Origin of the sequence: Aliiglaciecola sp. NS0011-25 (genome assembly GCF_040370605.1) — a bacterium.
Classification (GTDB): Bacteria; Pseudomonadota; Gammaproteobacteria; order Enterobacterales; family Alteromonadaceae; genus Aliiglaciecola; species Aliiglaciecola lipolytica_A.
In genome coordinates this window covers 54918-80339 of the sequence record NZ_BAABWR010000003.1, presented here as the reverse complement: position 1 = coordinate 80339, position 25422 = coordinate 54918, and the positions used below count along the sequence as shown (strand labels likewise).

General features: G+C 40.8%; 23 protein-coding genes. 14 read left to right on the top strand and 9 right to left on the bottom strand.

The genetic code is table 11. The features are described 5' to 3' along the window. Positions 1–24: 24 nt before the first annotated feature. Entirely contained in the window at positions 25–1005 is a 981-nt protein-coding gene (gene cysK, locus ABWV72_RS03455; RefSeq protein ID WP_216046957.1) for a cysteine synthase A, read from the bottom strand. Positions 1006–1128: 123 nt separating this feature from the next. Here cysK and ABWV72_RS03450 point away from each other — a divergent pair, with 123 nt between their 5' ends. From ABWV72_RS03450 to ABWV72_RS03435, 4 genes are all read left to right on the top strand, one after another. Then, the gene (locus ABWV72_RS03450; protein ID WP_303500535.1) at positions 1129–1581 is read left to right on the top strand and encodes an Lrp/AsnC family transcriptional regulator; all 453 of its coding nucleotides are present in this window, start codon (positions 1129–1131) and stop codon (positions 1579–1581) included. 229 nt (positions 1582–1810) lie between these two features. Further along, positions 1811–2914 carry a glycoside hydrolase family 43 protein gene (locus ABWV72_RS03445; RefSeq protein WP_353368733.1) on the top strand — a complete coding sequence of 368 codons (1104 nt, stop codon included), beginning with the start codon at positions 1811–1813 and terminating at the stop codon, positions 2912–2914. Positions 2915–3075: 161 nt separating this feature from the next. Then, positions 3076–4473, top strand: a complete 1398-nt coding sequence (locus ABWV72_RS03440; RefSeq protein ID WP_353368731.1) for a sugar porter family MFS transporter — start codon at positions 3076–3078, stop codon at positions 4471–4473. 171 nt (positions 4474–4644) lie between these two features. Further along, on the top strand, positions 4645–5325 hold the full coding sequence (locus tag ABWV72_RS03435) for a ThuA domain-containing protein (RefSeq protein WP_353368729.1): 681 nt from the start codon (positions 4645–4647) through the stop codon (positions 5323–5325). Positions 5326–5448: 123 nt separating this feature from the next. Here the strand turns inward: ABWV72_RS03435 and xylA are convergent, their stop codons facing one another. Both xylA and xylB read right to left on the bottom strand, forming a co-directional pair. Continuing rightward, complete coding sequence (gene xylA / locus ABWV72_RS03430; RefSeq protein ID WP_342807010.1) at positions 5449–6768, bottom strand: xylose isomerase; 1320 nt, start codon at positions 6766–6768, stop codon at positions 5449–5451. Between the two features lie 150 nt (positions 6769–6918). Beyond that, the gene (gene xylB / locus ABWV72_RS03425; protein ID WP_342807012.1) at positions 6919–8379 is read right to left on the bottom strand and encodes a xylulokinase; all 1461 of its coding nucleotides are present in this window, start codon (positions 8377–8379) and stop codon (positions 6919–6921) included. Positions 8380–8563: 184 nt separating this feature from the next. On the opposite strand from xylB, the gene ABWV72_RS03420 reads away from it, so the two are divergent. Continuing rightward, on the top strand, positions 8564–9745 hold the full coding sequence (locus ABWV72_RS03420; RefSeq protein ID WP_353368726.1) for a XylR family transcriptional regulator: 1182 nt from the start codon (positions 8564–8566) through the stop codon (positions 9743–9745). On the opposite strand, the gene ABWV72_RS03415 is transcribed toward ABWV72_RS03420, so the two are convergent. Further along, on the bottom strand, positions 9742–10476 hold the full coding sequence (locus ABWV72_RS03415) for a hypothetical protein (RefSeq protein WP_353368724.1): 735 nt from the start codon (positions 10474–10476) through the stop codon (positions 9742–9744). The genes ABWV72_RS03420 and ABWV72_RS03415 overlap by 4 nt on opposite strands. 220 nt (positions 10477–10696) lie before the next feature. On the opposite strand from ABWV72_RS03415, the gene ABWV72_RS03410 reads away from it, so the two are divergent. Together ABWV72_RS03410 and ABWV72_RS03405 are read left to right on the top strand one after the other, a co-directional pair. Beyond that, a complete protein-coding gene (locus tag ABWV72_RS03410) occupies positions 10697–11836 on the top strand; it encodes a histidine kinase (protein WP_353368722.1) in 1140 nt (379 codons plus the stop codon). Next, positions 11833–12483: a response regulator gene (locus tag ABWV72_RS03405; protein ID WP_353368720.1), complete on the top strand. Its 651-nt coding sequence runs from the start codon at positions 11833–11835 to the stop codon at positions 12481–12483. The genes ABWV72_RS03410 and ABWV72_RS03405 overlap by 4 nt, the downstream gene beginning before the upstream one ends. On the opposite strand, the gene ABWV72_RS03400 is transcribed toward ABWV72_RS03405, so the two are convergent. From ABWV72_RS03400 to ABWV72_RS03390, 3 genes are all read right to left on the bottom strand, one after another. Beyond that, positions 12454–13923, bottom strand: coding sequence for an ATP-binding protein (locus tag ABWV72_RS03400; RefSeq protein WP_353368718.1), 1470 nt, complete (start codon positions 13921–13923; stop codon positions 12454–12456). The genes ABWV72_RS03405 and ABWV72_RS03400 overlap by 30 nt on opposite strands. Before the next feature lie 88 nt (positions 13924–14011). Next, a complete protein-coding gene (locus ABWV72_RS03395; protein WP_216046867.1) occupies positions 14012–14740 on the bottom strand; it encodes a 16S rRNA (uracil(1498)-N(3))-methyltransferase in 729 nt (242 codons plus the stop codon). 203 nt (positions 14741–14943) lie between these two features. After that, positions 14944–15123 carry a hypothetical protein gene (locus ABWV72_RS03390; protein WP_303500542.1) on the bottom strand — a complete coding sequence of 60 codons (180 nt, stop codon included), beginning with the start codon at positions 15121–15123 and terminating at the stop codon, positions 14944–14946. 556 nt (positions 15124–15679) lie between these two features. On the opposite strand from ABWV72_RS03390, the gene ABWV72_RS03385 reads away from it, so the two are divergent. Next, on the top strand, positions 15680–16501 hold the full coding sequence (locus ABWV72_RS03385) for a mechanosensitive ion channel family protein (RefSeq protein ID WP_216046866.1): 822 nt from the start codon (positions 15680–15682) through the stop codon (positions 16499–16501). An 88-nt stretch (positions 16502–16589) separates the two neighbouring features. On the opposite strand, the gene ABWV72_RS03380 is transcribed toward ABWV72_RS03385, so the two are convergent. Continuing rightward, a complete protein-coding gene (locus ABWV72_RS03380; RefSeq protein ID WP_216046865.1) occupies positions 16590–17396 on the bottom strand; it encodes a M48 family metallopeptidase in 807 nt (268 codons plus the stop codon). Positions 17397–17502: 106 nt separating this feature from the next. Here ABWV72_RS03380 and ABWV72_RS03375 point away from each other — a divergent pair, with 106 nt between their 5' ends. Beyond that, complete coding sequence (locus ABWV72_RS03375) at positions 17503–17955, top strand: hypothetical protein (RefSeq protein ID WP_216046864.1); 453 nt, start codon at positions 17503–17505, stop codon at positions 17953–17955. Between the two features lie 79 nt (positions 17956–18034). Here ABWV72_RS03375 and metK read toward each other — a convergent pair whose 3' ends face one another. Next, positions 18035–19180: a methionine adenosyltransferase gene (gene metK, locus ABWV72_RS03370; RefSeq protein ID WP_216046863.1), complete on the bottom strand. Its 1146-nt coding sequence runs from the start codon at positions 19178–19180 to the stop codon at positions 18035–18037. Between the two features lie 349 nt (positions 19181–19529). On the opposite strand from metK, the gene tkt reads away from it, so the two are divergent. From tkt to ABWV72_RS03345, 5 genes are all read left to right on the top strand, one after another. Next, positions 19530–21521 carry a transketolase gene (tkt, locus tag ABWV72_RS03365; protein WP_216046862.1) on the top strand — a complete coding sequence of 664 codons (1992 nt, stop codon included), beginning with the start codon at positions 19530–19532 and terminating at the stop codon, positions 21519–21521. A gap of 114 nt (positions 21522–21635) precedes the next feature. Then, positions 21636–22643, top strand: coding sequence for an erythrose-4-phosphate dehydrogenase (gene epd, locus ABWV72_RS03360; protein WP_216046861.1), 1008 nt, complete (start codon positions 21636–21638; stop codon positions 22641–22643). 81 nt (positions 22644–22724) lie between these two features. Beyond that, positions 22725–23903 carry a phosphoglycerate kinase gene (locus tag ABWV72_RS03355; RefSeq protein ID WP_216046860.1) on the top strand — a complete coding sequence of 393 codons (1179 nt, stop codon included), beginning with the start codon at positions 22725–22727 and terminating at the stop codon, positions 23901–23903. Positions 23904–23996: 93 nt separating this feature from the next. Further along, positions 23997–24896 (top strand): fructose bisphosphate aldolase, encoded by a 900-nt coding sequence (locus ABWV72_RS03350; RefSeq protein ID WP_216046859.1) that lies wholly within the window; start codon positions 23997–23999, stop codon positions 24894–24896. Positions 24897–25041: 145 nt separating this feature from the next. Continuing rightward, positions 25042–25380, top strand: coding sequence for a hypothetical protein (locus tag ABWV72_RS03345; RefSeq protein WP_303500543.1), 339 nt, complete (start codon positions 25042–25044; stop codon positions 25378–25380). Positions 25381–25422: the final 42 nt, after the last annotated feature.

Sequence of the window (25422 nt, the reverse complement as noted above, 5' to 3'; positions counted from 1 at the left end):
TAGTTGGCTGTATTTATTTTTGCTTTATTGGCAGTGGGCAAACAAATCAGTACTAAAATAACGCTCTGCAGTATCGGCGAACAAGGTCACAATTCTTTTGCCTTTATTTTCTGCTAGTGCAGCTAATCTCATGGCTGCACATACTGCGGCACCTGATGAAATGCCTACTGGAATTCCTTCAACTCTGGCTAACATTCTGGCGTATTCAACGGCATCATCGTCACTGATAGTCTGTATGTCATCAATTACGCTTACATCTAAAATATCCGGGATATGACCAGAGCTAAGTCCTTGAATTTTATGCACGCCACTTTTCCCTTCACTTAACACCGGACAAGCGCTGGGTTCCACTGCAACAATTTGGATGTTCGAATTAAGTTGTTTGAGGGCTTTGGCAATACCAGTAATAGTGCCTCCTGTGCCTACACCGGCAACAAATATATCAATATTTCCGCCGCTGTCTCGCCAAATTTCCTGAGCAGTGGTATTAAAGTGGGTGTCCACATTGGCTTGATTTGAAAATTGATTTAACGACACCGCGTTTGGCTGCTGGCTAACCAATAATGCCGCATGGTCAATGGCACCTTTAGTACCTAGCGCTTTAGGTGTGGTAATAACTTCTGCGCCATATAAACGGATTAACTTTCTACGTTCGATCGACATGTGTTCTGGAATAACAATAGTTAATGGAATTTGTCGGATTGCGCAAATCCACGCACATGCCACCCCGTTATTACCCGATGTTGCTTCAATGATGTGGGTATCTGCTGTGAACTCATCCGAGGCCATTAACGCATCTATCATCGCCAAAGCTGGACGATCTTTGACAGAGCCAGCAGGATTAAAATATTCCACCTTGGCAACCAGATCACATTCGAGCCCGGCATTTTCAATAATGCGTGACAATCTAACTAACGGCGTATTGCCAATCGTTTGGGTAATATCGCCATGTATGTTTTCGGTTAAAGTCGCTTGCGGTTGAATGATGTTTTGTCTTGCCAACATAATCGTTATATCCATTGTGATTTTTAATTAGTTTGACATGCAAAAAAAGTAAAAAATTCTAAAATATTTCACTTATTTACCTTATATTAGAATTTAATTCTAATTTGTAAGGTAATTAACATTGTGGATGCTATAGATAAGCGCATTTTGCGATTAATGCAACAAGACGTAACTCTTTCAGTAAGTCATATAGCTGAACAGGTCGGTTTGAGCAATACACCCTGTTGGAGACGTATTCAGTTACTTGAAAAACAAGGTGTAATCAACCGACGTGTGGCCTTGTTGAACAGTGAAAAAGTTGGGTTAAACGTCACCGCATTTGTGCAAGTAAAAGCCGGAAAACATGATGATAAATGGCTCAAAATGTTTGCTGTACATGCTAGTAATTTAGAAGAGGTGGTTGAGTTTTATCGTATGAGTGGGGAATACGATTATATGCTCAAAGTGATGGTTAAGGATCTAAAAGCATTTGATGTTTTTTACAAAAAGTTGGTCTCTGGTATCGATTTATCTGACGTCACTTCAAGTTTTGCAATGGAACAAATTAAATATACGACTACCTTACCTATTGTTTAAGCATCGAGTTACTTTGTTTGTAACTCATGTTTTGTTGTTCAAACATGCCTTAGTGAAAAGCTTAATCAGCTTAAATCATCCAGATTGTGATGATTTGTAATAGCATTATGAAATTTATGTAAACCTGAATCGAGCAAATGAGTGGTAATCTAGCAGCAAGTTAGTCGCTCTAAATGTTCGTTTAAATGAGCATTGACAGCGCTTAGATTAAACGCACATGGATGCAATTATGAATCGTTTTTTAAACCGCGCGAGCCCGAGCATTTTTGCTTCGCTAGTCATACTGATGATGACAATGAATGGTTGCGAAGGTAACAGCTCCTCAGCCACTCATGCCGACGATAAATCTCCTGATTTTCGCGTGCAATTTGACACCGAACTAGTAACACAAATATACACAGCAGATCCTTCAGCACATGTGTTTGAAGACGCTATCTATGTTTACCCCTCCCACGATATCGAATCAGGAATTGAAAGAAGCGCTGATGGTGCTAGGTTTGCTATGCGAGATTATAGAGTTATCTCTATTAACCCCAAAGGCGAGGTAACCCTACACGAGGAAGCATTGTCATTAGACTCCATTGCTTGGGCGAAAAAGCAGCTATGGGCACCAGATGCAGCCTATAAAAATGGAAAGTATTATCTTTATTTTCCGGCTAAGGATGAGCAGGATATATTTAGAGTGGGCGTAGCCATGAGTGATACTCCCAGCGGCCCTTTTATTGCTCAAGCCGAACCAATCAAAGATGTTTACAGTATTGATCCTGCGGTATTTGCTGATACTGATGGCAGCTATTACCTTTACGTGGGAGGTATTTGGGGAGGCCAACTGCAACGATGGCAAATGGGCCATTATTCGCCCCACGACACATATCCAAACGATGATGAGCCAGCGCTAATGCCTAAAGTGGCTAAGCTATCCAACGATATGCTGAGTATCGAAGGCCAACTGCAAGATGTTGTATTACTGAATAAAGATGGCAGTCCGCTCAAAGCAGGAGATAACCAGAAACGATTCTTTGAGGCGGCGTGGGTGCATAAATACCAAGGCAAATATTACTTTTCTTATTCAACAGGTGATACTCATAAAATAGCCTATGCGGTGGGCGACAATCCCATGGGACCCTTTGTTTACCAAGGAGTTGTTTTAAATCCAGTTGTGGGTTGGACCAATCATCACTCGATTGTGGAATATGCGGGTCAATGGTATTTGTTTTATCACGATAGCAAATTATCGAAAGGACAAACCCATTTGCGTAGCGTAAAAATGACTAAGCTTACGCATTTAGCTGACGGCAGCATAGAAACCATTGAACCTTATCCGATTAATTAATCTAGTAATGGCTTTATCTTAATTATTTTTTATTTCCAAAATTAGAGCCTTATCTATACTCTATCGATTAACAATTCTTTAACAGTGTTATGTGATTGAAAGGCAATAGGATAATTTTCGGCTGCCGAGTAAAAATCAATTAAAACAATCAGGAGCTTCCGTTGGTACAAGAAAAAGAAAATATGTTGTTCATCATTATGGTGAGTTGTGTGGCGACTATAGGCGGCTTTTTATTTGGTTTCGACAGCGGGGTGATAAACGGTACCGTTGATGGATTACAAAGCGCATTCAATTCAGACAGCGTTGGCACTGGTTTTAACGTCGCCAGTATGTTGCTGGGTTGTGCAATTGGCGCATTTTCTGCTGGACGATTAGCGGATTTGTTTGGGCGAAAAACAATTTTAATTTTGGCTGCTATATTCTTCATTATCAGTGCTTGGGGTTCTGGAATCGCAGATACTTCTGGTGAGTTCATTGTTTATCGCATTTTAGGCGGTTTGGCTGTGGGCGCAGCGTCGGTTATGGCTCCCGCCTACATCAGTGAAATTGCACCAGCAAGATTCCGCGGCATGCTCACAACCATTCAACAGGTTGCTATCATCAGTGGCTTGTTTGCGGCATTCGTTAGTAACTACTTACTTGCAGATTTGGCCGGTGTATCCACAGCCGATTTATGGATGGGATTCAGTGCATGGCGTTGGATGTTTTGGATTGAATTAGTGCCCGCATTTTTATTTCTGGGAAGTTTATTACTAATTCCAGAAAGCCCACGTTTTTTAGTGATAAAAAAGCAATTACCTAAAGCCAAAGAGGTGCTTATCCGCCTATATGGTGCAGGTGCAGGAGAACAAAAGTTAATTGAAATTGAGGCGTCTTTGGCTGATGACCATCAACCTAAATTATCTGACTTAATGGATAGAAGTTCAGGAAAAGTAAGAAAAATTGTATGGGTAGGTATTGGTTTAGCTGTATTTCAACAGCTGGTCGGCATCAATGTGGTTTTTTATTATGGCGCAGTATTGTGGCAAGCCGTTGGATTTTCCGAATCAGACGCGTTACTGATTAATATTATCAGTGGGGCAGTAAGTATCGCAGCTTGTGTTATTACTATGTTGTTAATTGACAAAATCGGACGCAAGCCTTTATTAACTTTAGGATCTATGGGCATGACATTGACTTTAGGGTTGATAGTTTTTTGTTTCGCAACTGCAGATTTCGATGCTAACGGCAATTTAGATTTAGGCAGCTTAGGAACCTTGGCGCTGGTGTCTGCTAATGCATATGTGTTCTTCTTTAACCTCTCATGGGGACCGGTAATGTGGGTAATGTTGGGAGAAATGTTCCCTAATCAAATTCGCGGCTCTGGTTTGGCGGTTGCTGGACTATTTCAATGGGGCGCTAACTTTGCCATAACCATGACCTTCCCAATTATGTTGACTAGTATTGGCTTAGCGGGCGCTTATGGTTTTTACGCCGTATGTGCGCTGATATCTGTACTGTTTGTGATTAAATTAGTACATGAAACCAAAGGTACTGAATTGGAAGACATGGTTGGATAAGAACTGACTTTTGATTTTGTAGGGTGCAATTAGTTTGCACCCTTTTTGTTTTTAGAGACTTCAAAGAGGATAGATATTATGCGCGTTAAAAATTGCGTAAACATAGTTGCCGTATTGGTTGTGACATTCGTGTTTTGCATGTCCGCATAAGCCAAACAATTTAAACTTTTAGTGTTTAGCAAAACGGCTGGTTTTCATCATACTTCAGTGAATCAAGCAATAAATGCGCTAACTAAAATGTCTGAAAAGCATCATTTTGATATGGATTGGCACGAAGATGCTAATGTATTTAATCAAAAAGATCTTGCTCAGTATGATGTTGTCATGTTTTTACTTACCACCGGTGACATTCTAAATTCGTCACAACAGCAAGCATTTGAACAATTTATCCAATCTGGCAAGGGATATGTGGGTGTGCATAGCGCCAGTGACACTGAATACGATTGGCCATGGTATGGGAAGTTAGTGGGCCGACAGTTTGTGATTCATCCGCTTATTCAGACCGCTGAGTTGGCGGTGATTGATCGCACTTTTCCAGGCTTGGAGATGATGCCTGATGTGTCATTATGGACAGATGAGTGGTATCAGTTTGGTCCAGAGTTAAGTAGCAACTTGAATTATATTTTGCAGGTAGACGAATCAACTTACTCTCCACAAGCCGATTGGGGAAGAGTTAAAGGCGATGGAATGGGGAAGTTTCATCCCATTGCTTGGTATCAGGAAATGGATGGTGGTCGTGCTTTTTATACCAGCTTAGGACATTTGCCAGCAGTCTATGAAAATAGTGCGTTTCTGGAGCACTTGTTTGGCGGGATTTACTGGGCATCTACTGGTAAAGGTATTCGTCAATAAGTTGGCTGCTAAGCCCATAGTCGATAAATAAAATGATGAGTTAAGCATTCTGCGCACATAAAAAAGGCCTCGAATTAAGAGGCCTTGTTGATCATTGAGGTGTAATCAGTAGAACATTATTGATTAACCATAAAGCACACGATTCACTTTATTTTCTAGTAATTCTTGCTGTCCACTTTGATGTTTTGGATCCAAAGAGTTATCAACCGCAAACTTGGCTAATGACTCCAACGAGTGCTCGCCACCGATAATTTCTTTACCTAAGTTCTTGTTCCAGCCTGCATAACGTTCTTTGACTTTAGCGGACAAGAAATCATTATTTATAATTTCAGCTGCTTTTTTCAAACCCAACGCCATGTGATCCATGCCGCCAATATGTCCGTGGAATAAATCTATAGGATCAGAACTTTGTCTACGCAATTTGGTATCGAAATTCAAACCGCCTGTGGTAAAACCTCCGGCTTTAAGCACTTCATACATAATCAGTGACAATTCTTCTACTGCATTAGGGAATTGATCTGTATCCCAACCATTTTGAGCGTCACCACGGTTTGCGTCTATGCTTCCAAAGATACCTAAGGATACAGCTGTGGCAATTTCATGATGGAAAGAGTGACCGGCTAAGGTTGCGTGGTTCGCTTCGATATTCATCTTGAACTCTTGCTCTAAACCATACTGTTTTAAGAAGCCGTAAACCGTTGCACTGTCATAATCATACTGATGCTTCGTTGGCTCTTGTGGTTTAGGTTCAATTAACAAGGCCCCTTTAAATCCGATTTTATGTTTATGCTCAACTACCATTTGCATAAATCGACCGAGTTGGGCGCGCTCTTGACGTAAATCGGTGTTTAATAGGGTTTCATAACCTTCACGGCCGCCCCATAAAACGTAGTTTTCACCGCCAAGTCGCTTAGTTGCATTCATGGCATGAAAGACTTGAGTTGCACCGTAGGAGAACACTTCTGGATTCGGGTTTGTTGCCCCGCCAGCAGCGTACCTCGGGTTACTGAACAAGTTAGCTGTGCCCCATAATAACTTGACGCCTGATTCTTCTTGCTTGGCTTCTAACACATCCACCATTTGCGCAAAGTTTTCAGTATATTCTTTGATAGAGTTACCTTCTGGGGAAACGTCTATATCGTGAAAGCAATAGAAAGGAACATTCAGTTTGTTAAAAAACTCAAATGCAACGTCAGCTTTTTGTTTCGCGCGCGCCATGGGGTCACCAGGTTTTAACCATGGACGACCAAAGGTACCTTGACCAAAAACATCAGCACCATCCCAACAGAAGTTATGCCAGTAACACGCTGCAAAACGCAGGTGATCTTTCATGCTTTTACCTAGAATGATCTGGTCAGGGTTATAGTGATGAAACGCCAGTGGATTGTCTGAGTCCACTCCTTCATATTTTATCTTTTCAATGTTTTCGAAATATTGGGACATTAGGGTCTCCTGCTAAAAATTAAATAATTACTGCTGCGAATATAGAGTGAATAGTGGATGTTTATTACGCATCTAACAATTACGAATTGTGCTTAGACTTTTGTGCTTTTTGCTCAAAGTTGTCTTAACAAGCTAGATGCGCGCAAACATTTAAAATAGTTCCTTAAGAACTGGGTAAAGTTTCTTAAACTTATCTCGTCGGGGTTTATAAATGGCTACCATGTCTGGATTCGGCTGGTGGATTTCGACAATCTCAGGTTCAGGACATACATCTTCTAATGTCAGTTCAGGGTGGACGGCCATTTTTGCTAGTCTTGCCGCACCTAATGCTGGACCGACATCACCGCCTTTACGAAATGTAATCTTTGTATTTAATACATCGGCCAATAGTTGACGCCAATACGGGCTTTTTGCGCCACCGCCAATTAAGGTGATTTCAGTCGCCTGAGCGCCAGAAGCATGCACTGCCTCCACACCATCTGCAAAAGCGAAACTCACACCTTCTAAAATGGCGTGAGTGAAACTGGCTTGATTACTTTCATTGGTTAAACCAAAAAAGGTACCTTGTGCATGGGGATTATTGTGAGGTGTTCTTTCTCCGCTCAAATAGGGCAGAAAAATGGGTGCTTGTGTTACATCAAATGCACTTGAGTCAGACTCCAATTCAGCTAGTAAGTCGACCACATTTGATTTTACAACGTCCTCGGCAAACCATTGTAAGCAGCTAGCGGCACTTAACATTACTGACATTAAGTGCCAGGTATTTGGTATGGCATGACAAAAACTATGCACCGCCATTTGAGGGTTGGCTTTAAATCCTTCTGATACTAAAAAGTACACTCCAGATGTACCTAGAGAAATCATTGCTTGGCCAGGTTTTACCAAACCCACTCCCACTGCGCCGGCAGCATTATCACCACCGCCTGCGATTACAGGTACAGATTGCATATTCCAACGCTCTGCTAAATGCGCACTTAAGTGTCCAGTAATCCCGTTACCTTCATATAATTTGGGCATTTGTTCGATGCTTAAACCACAGGCCGCTAACATATCTTGATGCCAGTCACGAGCCTCAACATCTAGCCACATAGTTCCTGCTGCATCGGACATATCAGAGGCAAAATCTCCGGTTAACTGGAAGCGTAAATAGTCTTTAGGTAATAGTACTTTAGCAATCTTGGCGAACTGCTCAGGTTCATTTTGCTGAACCCACAATAGTTTGGGGGCAGTAAAGCCGGGCATCATCAAATTACCGGTAATTTGGTGGCAATTTGGGATTTTACTTTCCAGTTCTTCGCATTGGGCTTGGCAGCGCCCGTCATTCCATAAAATGGCTGGACGAATGATATTATTTTCGCTATCTAATAAGGTCGCACCATGCATTTGTCCAGATAAGCCAATACTTTTAATTTGCTGCATCTGGTTACGCTTAGCTAATTTTTGCATAGCAGCGTCACAGGCTGACCACCAATGTTGCGGGTCCTGCTCTGACCATAAAGGTTTAGGACGAGAAACCTGAAGAGCTTCTGATTCACTATCTATAATATTGCCGATTTCGTCCATTAAAATAATTTTAATGCCCGAAGTGCCTAAATCAACGCCAAGGTACATATTGGTCTCAGTACGTTTAAAAAATGTCTGTGCATCTTTTACGACAGCCCAATTTGTATCAATTATGTTATTTAATTATTAAATTTCGTAATCTGTTGTCTAGGTTCTTTTTACCAAATTTGCTATTAATATAAGCTCAATCAACAAAAACGTAATAAAACTTTTTGTGTAAAAGAGGTGTTTGATGTTTAAGGCAAAGCACAGTATTTCATTACTTTTCAATGCGAACAAAGTATATGACCGTCAGGTAATTGAAGGCATAGGCCATTATTTACAGTCATCTAAAGTCGATTGGGATGTTTATCTAGAAGAAGATTTTTTGGCCAGAATTGACAATATTAATGATTGGGTTGGTGATGGGATTATCGCTGATTTTGATGCGCCAACAATTCAAAAAGCCGTTGAAGGTATCAACATTCCGATTATTGGTGTGGGCGGTTCTTACGAAAATGAGAATGATTATCCCAATGTTCCTTATGTTGCTACCGATAATTTGGCTGTGGTGAAATGTGCCTATGAACATTTAAAACAAAAGGGCTTAGAGCGTTTCGCATTTTACGGTTTTCCACCTGATGATAACCATCGTTGGGCCACCGAGCGAGAAAAAGCGGTGATTAAACTGTGTAAAGAAGATGGCTTCGATTGCGCTATTTATCGTGGACATCCTACTCGTCCAGAAACTTGGCAATATTCTATGAATAGATTATCTGATTGGTTGCAAAGCTTGCCTAATCCAGTCGGTGTTATTTCGGTAACTGATGCACGCGCTCGACATTTACTCCAAGCTTGTGATCATACGGGTAAGTTGGTACCAGACCAGATTTCGATTGTCGGCATAGATGATGACGATATTGCTCGTAATTTGAGTCGAATTAGTTTGAGTTCGGTGACCCAAGGCTGCTTCGAAATGGGCTTTCAAGCTGCCAAATTATTGCATCGTCGTTTAGATAATCCGAATCTTAAAAATAAGATTGTGATGGTTCCTCCTGTCGGTGTTGCGCAAAGACAATCTACCGACTTTAAAGCGTTAAAAGACCCCCATGTGATCCAAGCGATGCATTTTATTCGACAAAATGCTTGTAGAGGTATCAAAGTTGATCAAGTACTTGATTATGTTGGTATTTCTCGCTCAAATTTAGAAACTCGTTTTTATGAAGAACGTGGTCATAGTATTCACAATGAAATCCATAATGAGAAACTGGAAAAAGCGTGCTCTATGTTAAAATCTGGAGAAAATCAAACCTCAGAAATCGCGGCTATGTGCGGCTATCCGTCTCTACAATATATGTACGCTGTGTTCCGCAAACACTTTGATCAAACTCCAAAAGAATACAGGGAGCAACACGCCCAGCAAAGCGCAATTTAATCCTGTAGGGAAGCGGTATTGCCATAATTTTTTGATAGTAAAAATATTGCCAGACCGCCGATTACCCCTGGAGCAACCCAAAAGATGATTTGCGCATCTCCTAAATGGCTAAAAATATGTCGACCGCCAAATGCAATAAACGCAGTATAGGCACCAATTCCTGAGCCGATCATGGCGCTTAAATGCTCGATTATCCATTGCTTTTGAGAATGTTGTTGCTTTAGGCAAAAACGCAGCATGCTAAAACCTATTCCACAGCCCAATATTCCAAAAATAATATGCAAGGTTGTGTGATTCAACAAACCGTTAACGGTCGTTATACCACCACCTATTATAAGTAATACAAGTGGCATAATATGACTGAACCTGCGCAGCGCTTCAGGGTTGTTTTTGTGCTTTAAAACCGCTTCGCCTTGGCGAATACTGCTATAAGTAATTAAACTCAAGTACAACAGAAATCCCCAAAAAATACGTAAACTGGCCGTGAAGTTTTGCGGATCAGTTTCTTCTGTCATTAAATGGCCTTTTATTGCTAGTGGATCATAGATCACCAGTATTGCCATGAGTGCACCTGAACAAGCAACGGCATACATCGTCCAACTATAGTAGCGACCAAATTTTTTGTGATTAAGACTTCCTTTTATCGAGACTAGGGGAATCCAAAATACAATGAGTGCCATAGTTCCTAAAATGATATGCGCTGAAAATAAAATACTGTGTAAAGATGCCATTTCAATCTCCAATAAGCCAATATGCTAAATTCAAATAGTCGATAAACTATCTGATTTAATTTGAATCCAGTTTAGGTATTCTTGATTTTTTGTTTAGTGCCAAAAGTCACAATCTAAAACATGACTTTTGGCCTATAGTGTTCAACTCAAAGATTGTTCATACTCAAGGTATCGAATGGCGTCAGTATCTGGGTTATCACAACCCTATCGTGGTTACTAAATGCAAAACTTTAGACAATTTTTTAATATTGAAAGTCTCTCAGCCGTTTTTCCATGGGCAGTGGTAAGTGGCATTGTGATGTTTTTAATGCTGAGTTCAGGAAATTATTCCGCTCAAATAATGCTTGTTACCGGCGTCGCATTAATTATTTACATAGTGACTTTTATGGTTGCGATATCCGAAAACAATTATCGCAATGACATGGCTTATCGCCTGATTTTAATAGCTGTTCAATATATCGCTATTGTATCTCTCGCATTTTTGACTCCTTTCACCTTTGTGGCGATTTTGGTTACCATTTGGAGTGCTCAATTACCCTATTTTATGCCATTCAAACAAACCTTGGTTACGTCGCCCATTTGGTCGGCACCCTTTTGGTTAATAATGTATTTTTATTGGCAAGTGGATTCGGCAATGCTATCTGCGTTGTTATTTTGGACGTTTAATATTTTTGCCCTTGTCATGGTAAATGCAAACATTAAAGAGAAACGCGCAACCGAACAGGCGATGGAGCTTAATCGTGAATTAATGGCAACTCAAAGGTTGTTAGGAGAGGCATCAAAACAAGCGGAGCGAGTACGTATTGCTCGTAATATTCATGATTTACTAGGACACCATTTGACTGCATTGACGATTAATTTACAGGTGGCTTCTCGGATTTCAGATGGCGAAGCTCAGGTTAAAATTCAACAATGCCATGGTTTAGCTAAACTATTATTAAGTGATGTTCGCGAAGCCGTTTCTGAAATTCGTGAAAAGTCGCATATTGAATTAAGTCAGGCCCTTCATGCGCTATTAGATGATGTACCTAACCTGCGAATTACACTAGATATTGAAGCTAATTTGAATATATCCGATGTTAATGTAGCAGAAGCCATTTTACGCAGTGTGCAAGAGTCTGTTACCAATACGTTGCGTCACAGTAATGCTAAGCATTTCAATATTCAATTAACCCACAAAAATAATACTGTTCAGCTGACAATGTATGACGACGGTAGGCAAAAACAGCAAAATAAAATACAAGAGGGTAATGGTTTGATTGGGATGCGCGAAAGAATCGTTAACCTTGGAGGAACTATCGATACTGCACTAACGGCAACAGGGTTTCGCACAAAAATAGAATTACCGGAGCTAACATGAGTATTAATGTGATGGTTGTAGACGACCAAACCTTGGTCCGTGAAGGGATTAAAAGCCTTTTGTCGCTAGCGCCGGAGATCAACATTGTGGCAGAAGCAGCCGATGGCAAAAGTGCATTGAATATCATTGCAACACACAAGCCCGATGTCGTACTCATGGATGTTCGGATGCCAATCATGAATGGTATTGAAACGGTTGAAGCCTTAAATCTGAAGGCACCAGCAGAAATTCCACCAGTGATTATGCTCACAACTTTTGATGAGCATCAGCTTGTTATCCAAGCTATTCAAGCGGGGGCGAAAGGGTATTTACTGAAGGATGTATCGTTAGAAACCTTGGTCGAGGCTATTGTTAAAGTACATAGCGGAGAAACATTAATTCAACCTGGCCTTACGCAGCGTGTATTAAAAAGTCTGCAAGGTAAAGAAACTGCGTTTGAAAGCTCTATCGCCCCGATTCCTCTTAGTGCTAAAGAAGTTGAAATATTGCGATTAATTGCTGCTGGTTGCAGTAATCGTGAAATCTCCGAGTTGATGTTTAAATCTGAAGGTACGGTTAAAAATCAGGTTTCGAATGTATTAGATAAATTAGGCGTGCGCGATCGCACTCGTGCTGTTTTAAAAGCTATCGAGCTCGGGTTTATCTAAACTAACCGGAAAGGTAACCGTGAATTCGACGCCTTTTCCAATTTTAGATTTACAATCAATGTGCCCAGCTAATACTTTAACCACAATGTCGTAACATATGTGCATACCCAAACCAGAACCGCCATTGTGCCGAGCGCTGGTAAAAAATGGTTTGTATAAGTTTTCAATCGTATATTCTGACATCCCACAACCGTTATCTTTGTATATTAGCTCTAACATCGGTTGACCTATCGCTTGCTCGATAACCCTTATTTTAAAGAAGATATGACCAATTTGCTTTGCGTCAAAACCGTGCTGCACAGAGTTCATGATCAGATTTATCAGTAATTGGCTAATCGCACCGGGATTACTATAGACTTCCAATTCAGGATCTATGTCAAAACAAAATTTTTGATTGGAGCGCTTTAAGCGTGGTTTCAAGGTCAATAAAATTTCATTTACGTAACTAATAAGATTAATTTTACGAGCTTCTTGACTGTGCTGGTCTAAGGAAAGTTGTTTGAAGGTTTTAATTAACTGAGTAGAGCGAATCAAATTGCGTTCAACAATATCAACACTCTCTTCGGTAGCGGCAAAAAATTGTTTTAACTCGGACCGTTTCAGTTGTTCTTGTTGAAAGGCTTGTGTTGTCTTGCTCAGAATACTGCGCAAGTAGGAAATCGCTGTGATAGCAACACCTGTTGGTGTATTGATCTCATGCGTTAGACTCGACATCATGGTTCCCAAAGCCGCCATATTTTCTAATTCGACTAACTGGTTTTGTACCTCGTTGCGCTGGTCTAACGCCTTTTTCAACATATGATTGGTATTGGTTAATTCTTGTGTTCGTTCTTCAACTCGTCTTTCTAATTCGGCATTGGTTTCTTTCAGTTGTTGAATGTTGTTAGCTCGTTCAAGAATAATTGAGACAATTTGAGCCTCGTAGGTCAAGGAGTCTATATCGTCTTGTTCAGGGACTCCCGAGGTCGGAAAAAACATAGAAAATGTGCCAAACACTTCGCCATTAGGGGAAATGATGGGTTGTGACCAACAGCAGCGTATACCGCAAGCAATGGCGACATTTTGTAATTCATGCCAGTGGGGATCTTGAATAATATCTTCACTTACGGCTAATTCTCTTTTGCCTATTGCTACAGCACAAGTTGTTGCAGCAGGAAATACCTTTTGATTTTTTAAAGCCTCCAGAAGCGGCAGTGGTAAACTTGGCCCAACGAATGGGTTTAGCACAGTGCGTGAGCTATCTAACAAGCTAATCAAACATTTAAGCCCTGTCGTTGCAGATTCTAGACTTGATACTAATTCGCTTAGGACTTCTTCGAGGGGATTACCATTAACCAACATGTCTAACGCATTTATGCGACCGGACTCAATCGCATTATGTCGCTTCAAATGCGTGTAATTGCTTGCACCGCGAATGTTGATAACCTTGTGAGATTTCATATTAATGATTGCTTTATTCTTAATCCGTTAGTAGCAATTTTAAACAATGTAGCATAAAAGCCGCTGCTGTCTACGCTAAATTTGCTCGTTAAAGGTCACCGTGAATAGCTTGCAAGGCCGCTATAGCGGCAATCGCTGCGGTTTCCGTTCTCAACACTCGAGGACCCATTTGCACTGTTTGAAAGCCAACTTGCTCAGTGGCATAGATTTCAGACTCGGTAAATCCACCTTCTGGTCCTATCAATAATTTAACTCCACTGGAGGGGATTGATAAGTGTTTAATACTCTTTTCAGCTCTGGGATGTAAGGTTAATCGAAGCTGTGTGGTGGATTGTTTTGTCCATTCATGAATCGATGTGCATGGATGTAATGTGGGAATTTGATTTCTACCACATTGTTCACAGGCTGAAATAATTAACTTTTGCCATTGCTGGCATTTTTTTTCCCAGCGTTCAGCTGATAATTTCACGCCACATCTTTCGGTGATCAATGGCGTAATTTCAGTGACACCGAGTTCAACTGCTTTTTGAATTGCCATATCCATTCTGTCGCCTCGTGAGACACCTTGACCTAAATGAATATTTAATGTGGATTCGACGTTGATAGACAGTTTTGCGTCAATTAACACCTTTGCTTGACGTTTTTTGGCAGTCACTAGTTCAGCGCTATATTCGTTGCCATCGCCATTAAACAGCACTAATGGGTGACCTTCGTTTAGACGCAGAACACTGACTATATGGTTTGCAGCATCAGGGGTGAGATCAATAATCTGATCAACAATGAGTAAGTCGGGGTGATAAATTCTTGGAATTCGCATGGGATTACAACAGCAGTTAACAATGCACTATATGGTATATCAAGTAGAAGGTATCTCAACTAAAGAATTACCGACCATTGGCAAACAACCAAGTAAGTCTATTTAATTAATAAGCAAAGCCAGTGATTTTCAAATCAAATGCGGTGATTTTGTCACCGCATTTGAATTAATCAATCATAGAGAAGAATAAATCTTGGCTATTGTTAGTTGGCATTTAACGTTTTAGTTGAAGTCATTCTATTGTGGGAGCTATCAGTAGATTCCTGCTGATTATTAATAGAAGCATTCTTGCGCGCAAACGCAGTGTGCTCACCCGTATCTTTAGCAAGGCAAAAGACCAATAGAATTATCAAACTAACGAAGATAAGAGAGAGAATTAACATTTTCAATTCCTTTAAAAATATTACTAAGAACCCTTAATTAAGGGGCGAATAGCATAGCACTTCTATTAACTAAAGTAGAGTTTAAAATGCTTAAAAAATAAACATTAGTAAAACCCTAACAAATTCAGGTATTTGTAAATAACCAACATTTTTAAAAGGAGTTCAGCTACCTGTTCTTAATATTAAACAGTGATAAAAATTTTGTTTTAATACAAAAATATGTTGAACAAATTCTGAAATAAAATCCAAGATATTGAATGTCGAAGCCTTCAAATCCGAGGGATAAAGTAACTTTGATTTTTGACAATTCAATGACAAACACTCTAAATGATTAAAAGAATTAAGCGAATTAAACTTTAGTCTATGACGCTAAATTGCGACATATACATTAGTCTAATTTGACAAAAAAAGGGTGCATATCTTGTTGTTTCCTTTATTATTTCGTCGTCCCACTAATTACCAAGTAGTGATGTTAGCCAAATAAATGAAAAGGCTTTCTTTTGGTGTAGGACTATCGCTATTCAAAGAATTAAAAAATGTTCGGGAGAAACAAAAAATGCTTGAAGATATAAATGTATCAGAGTTAGTTGAAACTTATGTAATTCCTTGGGGGCTGAACATATTGTTCGCCGTCATCATTTACATTATCGGTAAAATGGTTGTTGGAATTCTTGTCAATGTGTTTGGCAAAGTTATGGCTCGCTCTAAATATGACGACATGCTTGTCGACTTTTTAAAGGCCATAGTTAACGCTATTTTAATGTTGTTTGTTATTGTTGCCTCATTAGACCAACTAGGTGTAGATACTACGTCCTTAGTTGCAATTTTAGGTGCTGCAGGTTTGGCAATTGGTTTGTCACTACAAGGTTCTTTACAGAATTTTGCTGCAGGTGTGATGTTGCTTGTTTTCCGCCCATTTACTCGCGGAAATTTCATCGAAGCAGCTGGTACTGCTGGTGTAGTTAAAGATATCACTATCTTCACTACAGTAATGACAACGCCTGATAACAAAGAAATTATTGTTCCAAACGGTGCTATCTATAGCGGTAACATTGTAAACGTATCAGCAAAAGAAACTCGTCGAGTGGATATGGTTGTTGGTATCGGTTACGACGCTGATCTTAAGAAAGCTAAAGAAGTGCTTATTGAAATGGTTAATGCTGATGAGCGTATCCTAAAAGATCCTGCGCCTACAGTTGCTGTTTCAGAATTGGCAGATAGCAGTGTTAACTTTATCGTTCGTCCTTGGGTAGCTTCTGCTGACTACTGGGCTGTTAAATTTGACTTCACTGAAGCGGTTAAACTTCGCTTTGACCAAGAAGGCATTAGCATTCCATTCCCACAAATGGATGTGCATTTACATAAAACAGAAGAGTAATCTTCCGTTAAATATAAAAAATGCCCCTAATTAGGGGTATTTTTTTAACTAAAATTAACTCGATACGAATAGTTACATTTACGGGAAATTACATTTTACAGTTCGGTTTATCGGTTGCTTGATTCGCCAATGCTTGTGCAGCCGACATATTGGCCGTAAGGGTTTCAATCCGCGTTGTGGGGGAGGGGTGAGTAGACATAAATTCTGAAGTCCGTTGTCCATCACTTGCCTTGTCCATATTCTTCCATAATTCAACCGACTGAGTAGGGTCAAACCCAGCTCTTGCCATTAACTCTAAGCCTATTAGATCGGCTTCAGTCTCGTGGGTGCGGCTAAATGGCAGTTGTACACCGACTTGAACTCCTAAACCAATACCAGCCATAATCATGTTACTATTTGCCACTTGTTTAGCATTTAAGATTTGATTGGTCGCCTCTAAACCTATGCCGATTAGCGCCGAATTGGACATTCTTTCATTTCCATGTTCAGCAATAACATGGCCAACTTCATGACCGATAACAGCGGCCAATTGATCTTGATTTTGAGCCACTTTAAGTAGCCCTGTGTAAACACCAATCTTTCCCCCTGGCAACGCGAAGGCGTTAACTTGATCGTCTTCAAAAACTACCAGCTCCCATTGGCCATCAAAGACACTGCTAGGCACATGTTTGGTTATGAAGCCTGCAACACAAGAAACATATTGATTATCTACTCCTTGTTGCGAGACTTTCTGTTCTATTTTCATACCATCGAAAGCTTGCGCTCCCATATCCGCTAATTGATCTTTAGAGTAGAGCTTTAATTGGGACCTGCCTGTGGGAGAGGTAGAACAAGCCGTTAGTAATACTGCGCTAATGGTAGCTGCTAGACATGTTTTGGAGATGTGTTTAAACATAAATGATTTCCGATTTCCCGTTAACTGCACTAATTCTTAATTGTTAAGCTTCAATTCAGTTTTAGATCAGTATGCTGGTAATAATTAATTAACAAGATGTGTATCTATGAAAATGACATTCATAAAATTAGCGGCACTGAGTTTGCCATTTTTAGTATCATCTTGCGCATCTCATCATACGCGAAATTCTGAACGTAACCAATTTGTCACTGAGCTATATGCCAATGTCGATCAAATATACGATGTTAAATTTGAATCTCATGCTGGCGAGGCCGCTGCGAGTTGGGGGCTTTGGGGCGCATTGAATAATGTTTACGGAAGCGACAGGCAGATTCTTGCAGGTGCACTAATTGGTGCTTTCTTCGGTGGATTGCTCACCAGTATTGAAGAGGGCCCTAGTAGAGGGTTCGAGTACCATCTCACCGCAACTGACGGTGAGTATTTAGTTGTGGTTTTAGATTACTTCCCAGCTGATGAGGGGGAATGCGTACGAGTTCGGATGGCCAATAAAGTGCATATGATTTTGGTGAATTCTGATTATTGTCAAATTATTGATTAACAATATCTGTTAAAACAAAAATAGCGTCTAAAAGACGCTATTTTGAGTTTAACTAATCATCATATGATGTCTAATTAATTTATAGTGCAGCCTTCAATTGCTCAGCTTTATCTGTCGCTTCCCAAGGAAACTCTTCGCGGCCAAAGTGACCGTAAGCAGCTGTCGCTTGATAGATAGGACGTTCAAGATCGAGCATTTTTATTAGGCCATAAGGACGAAGGTCAAAATTAGCTCTTACTAAATCGGTGAGTTTTTGATCTGAGATAACACCAGTACCAAAAGTTTCAATGCTAATTGATGTTGGTTCGGCTACGCCAATTGCATAAGAAACTTGGATTTCACAACGTTTAGCTAACCCTGCTGCAACTATATTCTTAGCCACATAACGACCGGCGTAAGCCGCTGAACGATCAACTTTAGAGGGATCTTTTCCTGAGAAACAGCCACCACCATGACGGGCCATGCCGCCATAAGTGTCGACTATTATTTTACGACCAGTCAATCCACAGTCACCCATTGGACCACCAATAACAAATCGACCTGTTGGGTTAATTAAAAATTTTGTTTTGGCAGACAACCACTTTTCAGGCAGCACGGGTTTGATAATTTCTTCCATAACGGCTTCTTGCAAATCAGCAGTACTGATTGAGTCACAATGTTGAGTTGACAATACAACTGCGTCTATGCCGACAGGTTGATTATTTTCATAGATAAAAGTGACTTGGCTTTTGGCATCAGGGCGCAACCAAGGCAACGAGTTGTTTTTTCTGACTTCTGCCTGACGTTTTACCAGACGATGGGAATAAGTAATTGGCGCAGGCATTAAAACATCGGTTTCATCACTGGCATAGCCAAACATCAAGCCTTGATCTCCCGCACCTTGCTCTTCTGGACGACTACGATCAACACCTTGATTAATATCTGGTGACTGTTTACCTATGGCGTTGAGCACTGCACATGAATCTGCGTCAAAACCCATATCTGAGTGGGTATAGCCAATTTCGCGAACGGTTTTGCGTGTCAATTCTTCAATGTCTACCCAAGCCGAGGTGGTCACTTCACCACCCACAAGTACCATTCCGGTTTTGACAAACGTCTCACAAGCCACACGGGCTTTAGGGTCTTGGGTTAAAATGGCATCTAACACTGCATCAGAGATTTGATCTGCAATTTTGTCTGGGTGCCCCTCAGAAACAGACTCTGAAGTAAAAAGATGTGATGTCATGTGTTTTTCCTTTCTTGAATTCGCTTAATAGATTCACGCCAAAAGTGATTTCTTATCGGCAATAGTTGCATTCTAATCATTATTTTCTAAAATACCAGTCTTTCCGTCTAGACGTCCAAATGGCTATATGTTCAGAATGGTTTCCACTTGTATGTACGTGAATTACCAGAAAAGGAATAGAACATAACCAAAAAAAGCATAATCAATAATGAATAAGCGTTGCAGTTCGGCGATGGCTGGTGGAAAATGTTCAACCCCAAAATGAATACAAGCAAATTAATCAATGTCATAGCCAATTTAGTTAGGCGTTGAGCATGCTTTTAGGCAATTATTTATAGCAGGAGACACCATGCCTTCACGTCGAGAACTAGCCAATGCCATTCGCGCTTTATCAATGGATGCGGTACAACAAGCTAATTCAGGTCACCCCGGAGCACCAATGGGAATGGCTGATATTGCACAAGTATTGTGGAGTGATTTTATGCACCACAATCCAGCTAACCCGAAATGGGCTAACCGTGACCGCTTCGTGTTGTCTAATGGTCATGGCTCGATGTTGATCTATTCTTTGTTGCATCTAACCGGTTACGACTTGCCAATTGAAGAATTAAAAAACTTTCGTCAATTGCATTCAAGAACTCCAGGTCACCCAGAGTATGGCTACGCACCTGGAGTTGAAACCACTACCGGTCCTTTAGGACAAGGTATTAGTAACGCTGTTGGTATGGCAATCGCTGAAAAAATGTTAGCAGCACAATTTAATCAACCTGAGTTTGATATTGTTGATCATTTCACCTATTGCTTTTTAGGTGATGGTTGTTTGATGGAAGGGGTTTCTCATGAAACTTGTTCACTTGCTGGAACTTTAGGTTTAGGTAAGTTGATCGCCTTTTGGGATGACAACGGTATTTCCATTGATGGTGAAGTAGAAGGTTGGTTTACTGACGATACTCCTGCTCGTTTTGAGTCTTATGGTTGGCACGTTATTGCTGACGTGGATGGACACGATCCTGAAGCCATCAATGCTGCAATCAAAGCTGCTAAAGCAGAAACTTCTAAACCCACCATGATTTGTTGTAAAACAGTCATCGGATTTGGTTCACCTAATAAATCAGGTAGCCACGATAGTCATGGTTCACCTTTAGGTCTTGATGAAGTTGAAGCAACCCGCAAAGAACTTAACTGGAACCATGCCCCTTTCGTTATTCCTGAAGATATCTACGCACAATGGGATGCGAAACAAACAGGTTTAGAGCTTGAGCAACAGTGGAATGGAAAGTTTGCTAAATACGCAGAAGCATATCCAGAGTTAGCCAGTGAGTTTACCCGTCGTTTAAATGGTGACTTACCTGCTGATTTCAGCGATAAAGCCGCCGCATATATTAAACAAACCCAAGAAAAAGCTGAAAACGTTGCGAGTCGTAAGTCTTCGCAAAATGCAATTGAAGCCTTTGCCAGTTTACTACCTGAAGTGGTTGGTGGTTCAGCCGATTTAGCCGGATCTAACCTAACATTGTGGTCTGGTTCAAAAGGTATTACCGCCGATGATGCCAGTGGCAACTATATTTTCTACGGCGTACGTGAATTTGGTATGAGCGCGATCATGAATGGTATTGGGCTGCATGGCGGCTTCAGAACTTATGGCGCAACCTTTTTAATGTTCATGGAATACGCTCGTAATGCTGTGCGTATGTCTGCGTTGATGGGAATTCCTAATATTTTCGTTTATACCCATGATTCCATTGGACAAGGGGAAGATGGTCCAACTCATCAACCTATTGAGCAAGTAGCGAATTTGCGTCTAACTCCAAATCTAACGACGTGGAGACCTTGTGATGGAGCTGAAACAGCTGTGGCTTGGAAAGCGGCAATTGAGCGCAAAGATGGACCATCAGCACTGGTATTCAGCCGTCAGGGTTTACCTGCACAATCTCGCAACGAGCAGCAACTTGCTGATATCGCCAAAGGTGGATATGTTTTGCTGGATTGTGATACGACACCTGAAATCATCTTGATTGCCACAGGCTCTGAAATCGCTATCACGGTTGAAGCTGCGCAAAAATTAACTGCGCAAGGTAAGGCTGTACGTGTAGTATCTATGCCTAGCACCAATGTCTTTGATGCCCAAGATGCTGATTATCGTGAGTCTGTATTACCTCGCAGCGTGACAAAACGTGTTGCTGTTGAAGCGGCTCATGTGGATTTTTGGCACAAATATGTTGGATTCGATGGCAAAATCGTTGGTATGACTACCTTTGGTGAGTCTGCCCCTGGTGGCGCGTTGCTGAAATACTTTGGTTTTACCGCAGATGCTATCGTAGAGGCGGCGAATTCATTATAATCGAGCGCAAAATAAACTAGCGTTACTAACCTAAGGTTTTTAGTGTTGGTAACCTAATTACTAGAAAAGGGCACACTTGTAACAGAGCGTGCCCATTTATGTATTAAGAGTGACATGATACGAATTGCAATAAATGGCTTTGGTCGCATAGGTCGAAACGTATTGCGGGCTTTGTACGAAACAGCTCGACACGAACAAATCAAAATTGTTGCAATTAATGAGATTGCTAATCCTGAAGGCATTGCTCATTTATTAAAATACGACACAGCTCACGGTCGTTTTGGATTTCCGGTTTCCCTGAATGGGGATTGTTTGAATGTGGCCGGTGATACGATTCAATTGCTACAGTTCGCTACTTTAGACAAGCTACCCTGGGCCGAGCTCGATGTGGATTTAGTCTTAGAGTGCACAGGCGTTCACAACGATAGAGCGGATGCGGAAATTCATATTGCCCAAGGCGCTAAAAAAGTACTTTTTTCCCACCCATCGACACCAGACATGGATGCTACTGTTATTTACGGTATCAATGATGACTTGTTGCAAAGTGATGATCGCATTGTTTCCAATGGCTCTTGTACTACAAATTGCATCGTGCCGGTAATTCAAGTTCTTGATAAAGCATTTGATGTGTTAAGCGGCACAGTCACAACCATTCATTCTTCTATGCATGATCAACAAGTGATTGATGCGTATCATCCAGATTTGCGCCGAACACGAGCTGCTAGCCAATCGATTATTCCCGTAGATACCCGATTAGCTGCTGGTATTGAACGGGTGTTGCCAAAATTTGCAGGAAAATTTGAAGCGATCGCTGTCAGAGTGCCTACAATTAATGTCACAGCGATGGACTTGAGTGTGACAGTAGATAAAAAAGTGTCAATAAATGACATTAATCAGGTGTTGAAACAAGCAGGTCAGGGCAGATTAAATGGAATATTGAGTTACACTGAAGAGCCTTTGGTATCAATAGACTTCAATCATGATCCACATTCTTGTATTGTGGATGGCACACAAACCAGAGTGAGTCACAAACAACTTGTGAAAACACTGGTATGGTGTGATAACGAGTGGGGTTTTGCGAATCGAATGTTAGACACTGCGCAAGCTATGTTTCGTATTTGAACTATAAATGTAATTAAAAATAAATATACTTAATGGTGTTATAGATTAACAATCAATAATAGCAAGATTAAAGGAACCTATATGTCGATACTCAGTATGGCAGATTTGACCCTCGCAGATAAACGAGTGTTAATACGCGAAGATCTCAACGTGCCAGTCAAAGATGGCAAAGTGACATCAGATGCGAGAATTAAAGCAGCCTTACCAACGATTAAACTAGCGCTTGAAAAAGGTGCCAAGGTAATGGTGATGTCGCACCTAGGCAGACCCACCGAAGGCGAGTTTGACGCTCAGTACTCCATGCAACCTGTCGTCAACTATTTGAATGATCACCTCGATTGTCCGGTTAGTTTAGCCTCTGATTATCTTGATGGTGTGGAAGTGGCAACAGGTGAAGTTGTCGTTTTAGAAAACGTACGTTTCAATGTAGGTGAGAAAAAAGACGACGAAGGGCTTGCAAAGCAGTATGCTGGCTTATGTGATGTGTATGTAATGGATGCTTTTGGCACCGCGCACAGAGCGCAGGCTTCCACCCATGGTGTGGGTAAGTTTGCTCCAATAGCTTGTGCGGGACCTTTGTTAGTCAATGAATTAGATGCACTTGGTAAAGCTTTAGACAATCCAGCCCGACCTTTGTTGGCTATTGTGGGTGGTTCTAAAGTTTCTACTAAATTAACCGTTTTAGAGTCACTTTCTAGTAAAGTTGATCAATTAATCGTTGGTGGCGGGATTGCCAATACATTTATTGCTGCACAAGGGCATAATGTGGGCAAATCTTTATATGAAGCAGATTTGATTCCTGAAGCAAAACGATTAATGCAGACGGCAAGTGACAACGGTGGCAATATTCCAGTACCCGTGGATGTGGTGACTGGCACTGAGTTTTCAGAAACCGCATCAGCCAGTTTGAAGGCTGTTACACAAGTCGCAGACGAAGATATGATTTTTGATGTTGGACCACAAACATCAAATCAACTTGCCGCGTTAATTCGACAGGCGGGAACTATCGTATGGAACGGGCCAGTAGGGGTTTTTGAATTCGATCAATTTGGTGAAGGAACCAAAGCAATTTCGTTGGCAATTGCACAAAGCAGTGCTTTTTCAATTGCTGGTGGTGGTGATACTTTGGCAGCAGTAGACAAATATGGTATATCTGACAAAGTTTCGTATATATCAACAGGTGGTGGTGCTTTCTTGGAGTTCTTAGAAGGCAAAACGTTACCTGCTGTAGCAATGTTGGAAGCAAGGGCAAAAGAGTGACAGTCGTCAGATTGATTACTCCAAGAAGAAGAAGTGTAGTGAAACACTCAAGTTAAGTTTTGTATTCTACTCAAATAAAAAGGAGTGTTGCGGATGGCATCACAAGCACAACTAGACATGCTTAAAAAAATAGAGTCCGATAATGGATTTATCGCGGCCTTGGATCAAAGTGGTGGTAGTACCCCAAAAGCATTAAAACTGTATGGCGTGACCGAAGATGAATATAACGGTGACGAAGAGATGTTCGGTAAAGTGCACGAAATGCGCACTCGAATCATCACCAACAAAGCGTTTAATGGTAAGCGAGTACTAGGCGCTATTTTGTTTGAAAATACCTTAGATAGGGATATTGAAGGTAAAGCCAGTTCTCACTATTTGTGGCAAGAAAAGCAAGTTGTCCCATTTCTTAAAGTGGATAAAGGGTTAGAAGCAGAAGAGAATGGCGTTCAGCTAATGAAAGCAATGCCTGGCTTAGATGACGTTCTTGATAAAGCCAATGCGAAAGATGTATTTGGTACCAAGATGCGCTCAGTGGTGAAATCTGCCAATCCGGCTGGCATTAAAGCCGTAATTGAACAGCAGTTTTTAGTAGGGCAGCAAATATTGGCTAAGGGACTAGTTCCTATTATAGAACCAGAAGTTGATATTCATGCGCCTGATAAAGAAGCCGCTGAAGCAATTCTTAAAGCTGAAATTTTAGCTCAATTGGATGCATTACCAGACACCCAGCAAGTGATGTTAAAACTGACTTTGCCTGAAGTGAATGGTTTTTATTCTGAGCTAATTGAGCACCCTCGTGTACTCAAAGTGGTTGCTTTGTCTGGTGGTTATTCAAGAGAAGAAGCCAACAACCGTTTAAAGGCAAATAAAGGTATTATTGCAAGTTTCTCGCGAGCTCTATCAGAAGGGTTATTTGCGCAACTTTCTGATAAAGAATTTGAAGAAACCCTAGATGCTTCTATTGAAAGTATCTATCAAGCTTCAATTACCTAGTAATAGTGTAAACGACTAAACAGCCGGACTTTTGTCCGGCTTTTTTGTTTTCTGCTGTTAGGTTTAACATTTTTTGATTATCACGACTAAAATATAACGGCTGACTGAGCACTGAAAAATTCCGGTTACCGATATTAGGATAATTATGAAATTCGAATTGCCATTGCCGTTGTATAAAAAGCTTACGGTAACATTCCGAGTTGAGCCCGGATGTCTAGGGCCAGAGGGCGCAGCCCACATAAAGGGGTTTTGTAAACACGCAAAAAAAATGGTGGTGGGTTTAGATTCCGATTTTATTCGTTGGGTGATTATCCCAAGGTATGATAAATCTTTGCCAGAAACCGAATATAAAACGAATGGGAAGCGTTTAAATCAGCAGCAAGCTGCATTGTATCTTAGTGCCTTTAATAAAAACCTAGACGATTTTGAAGCTCATCTTGATGAGCAATTAACCCATTTAATTGATAGTTATCTAGGCCGTTAAGTCAACTCGCAGTGGATCTCAATGAATGCTCTATTTGCTGTT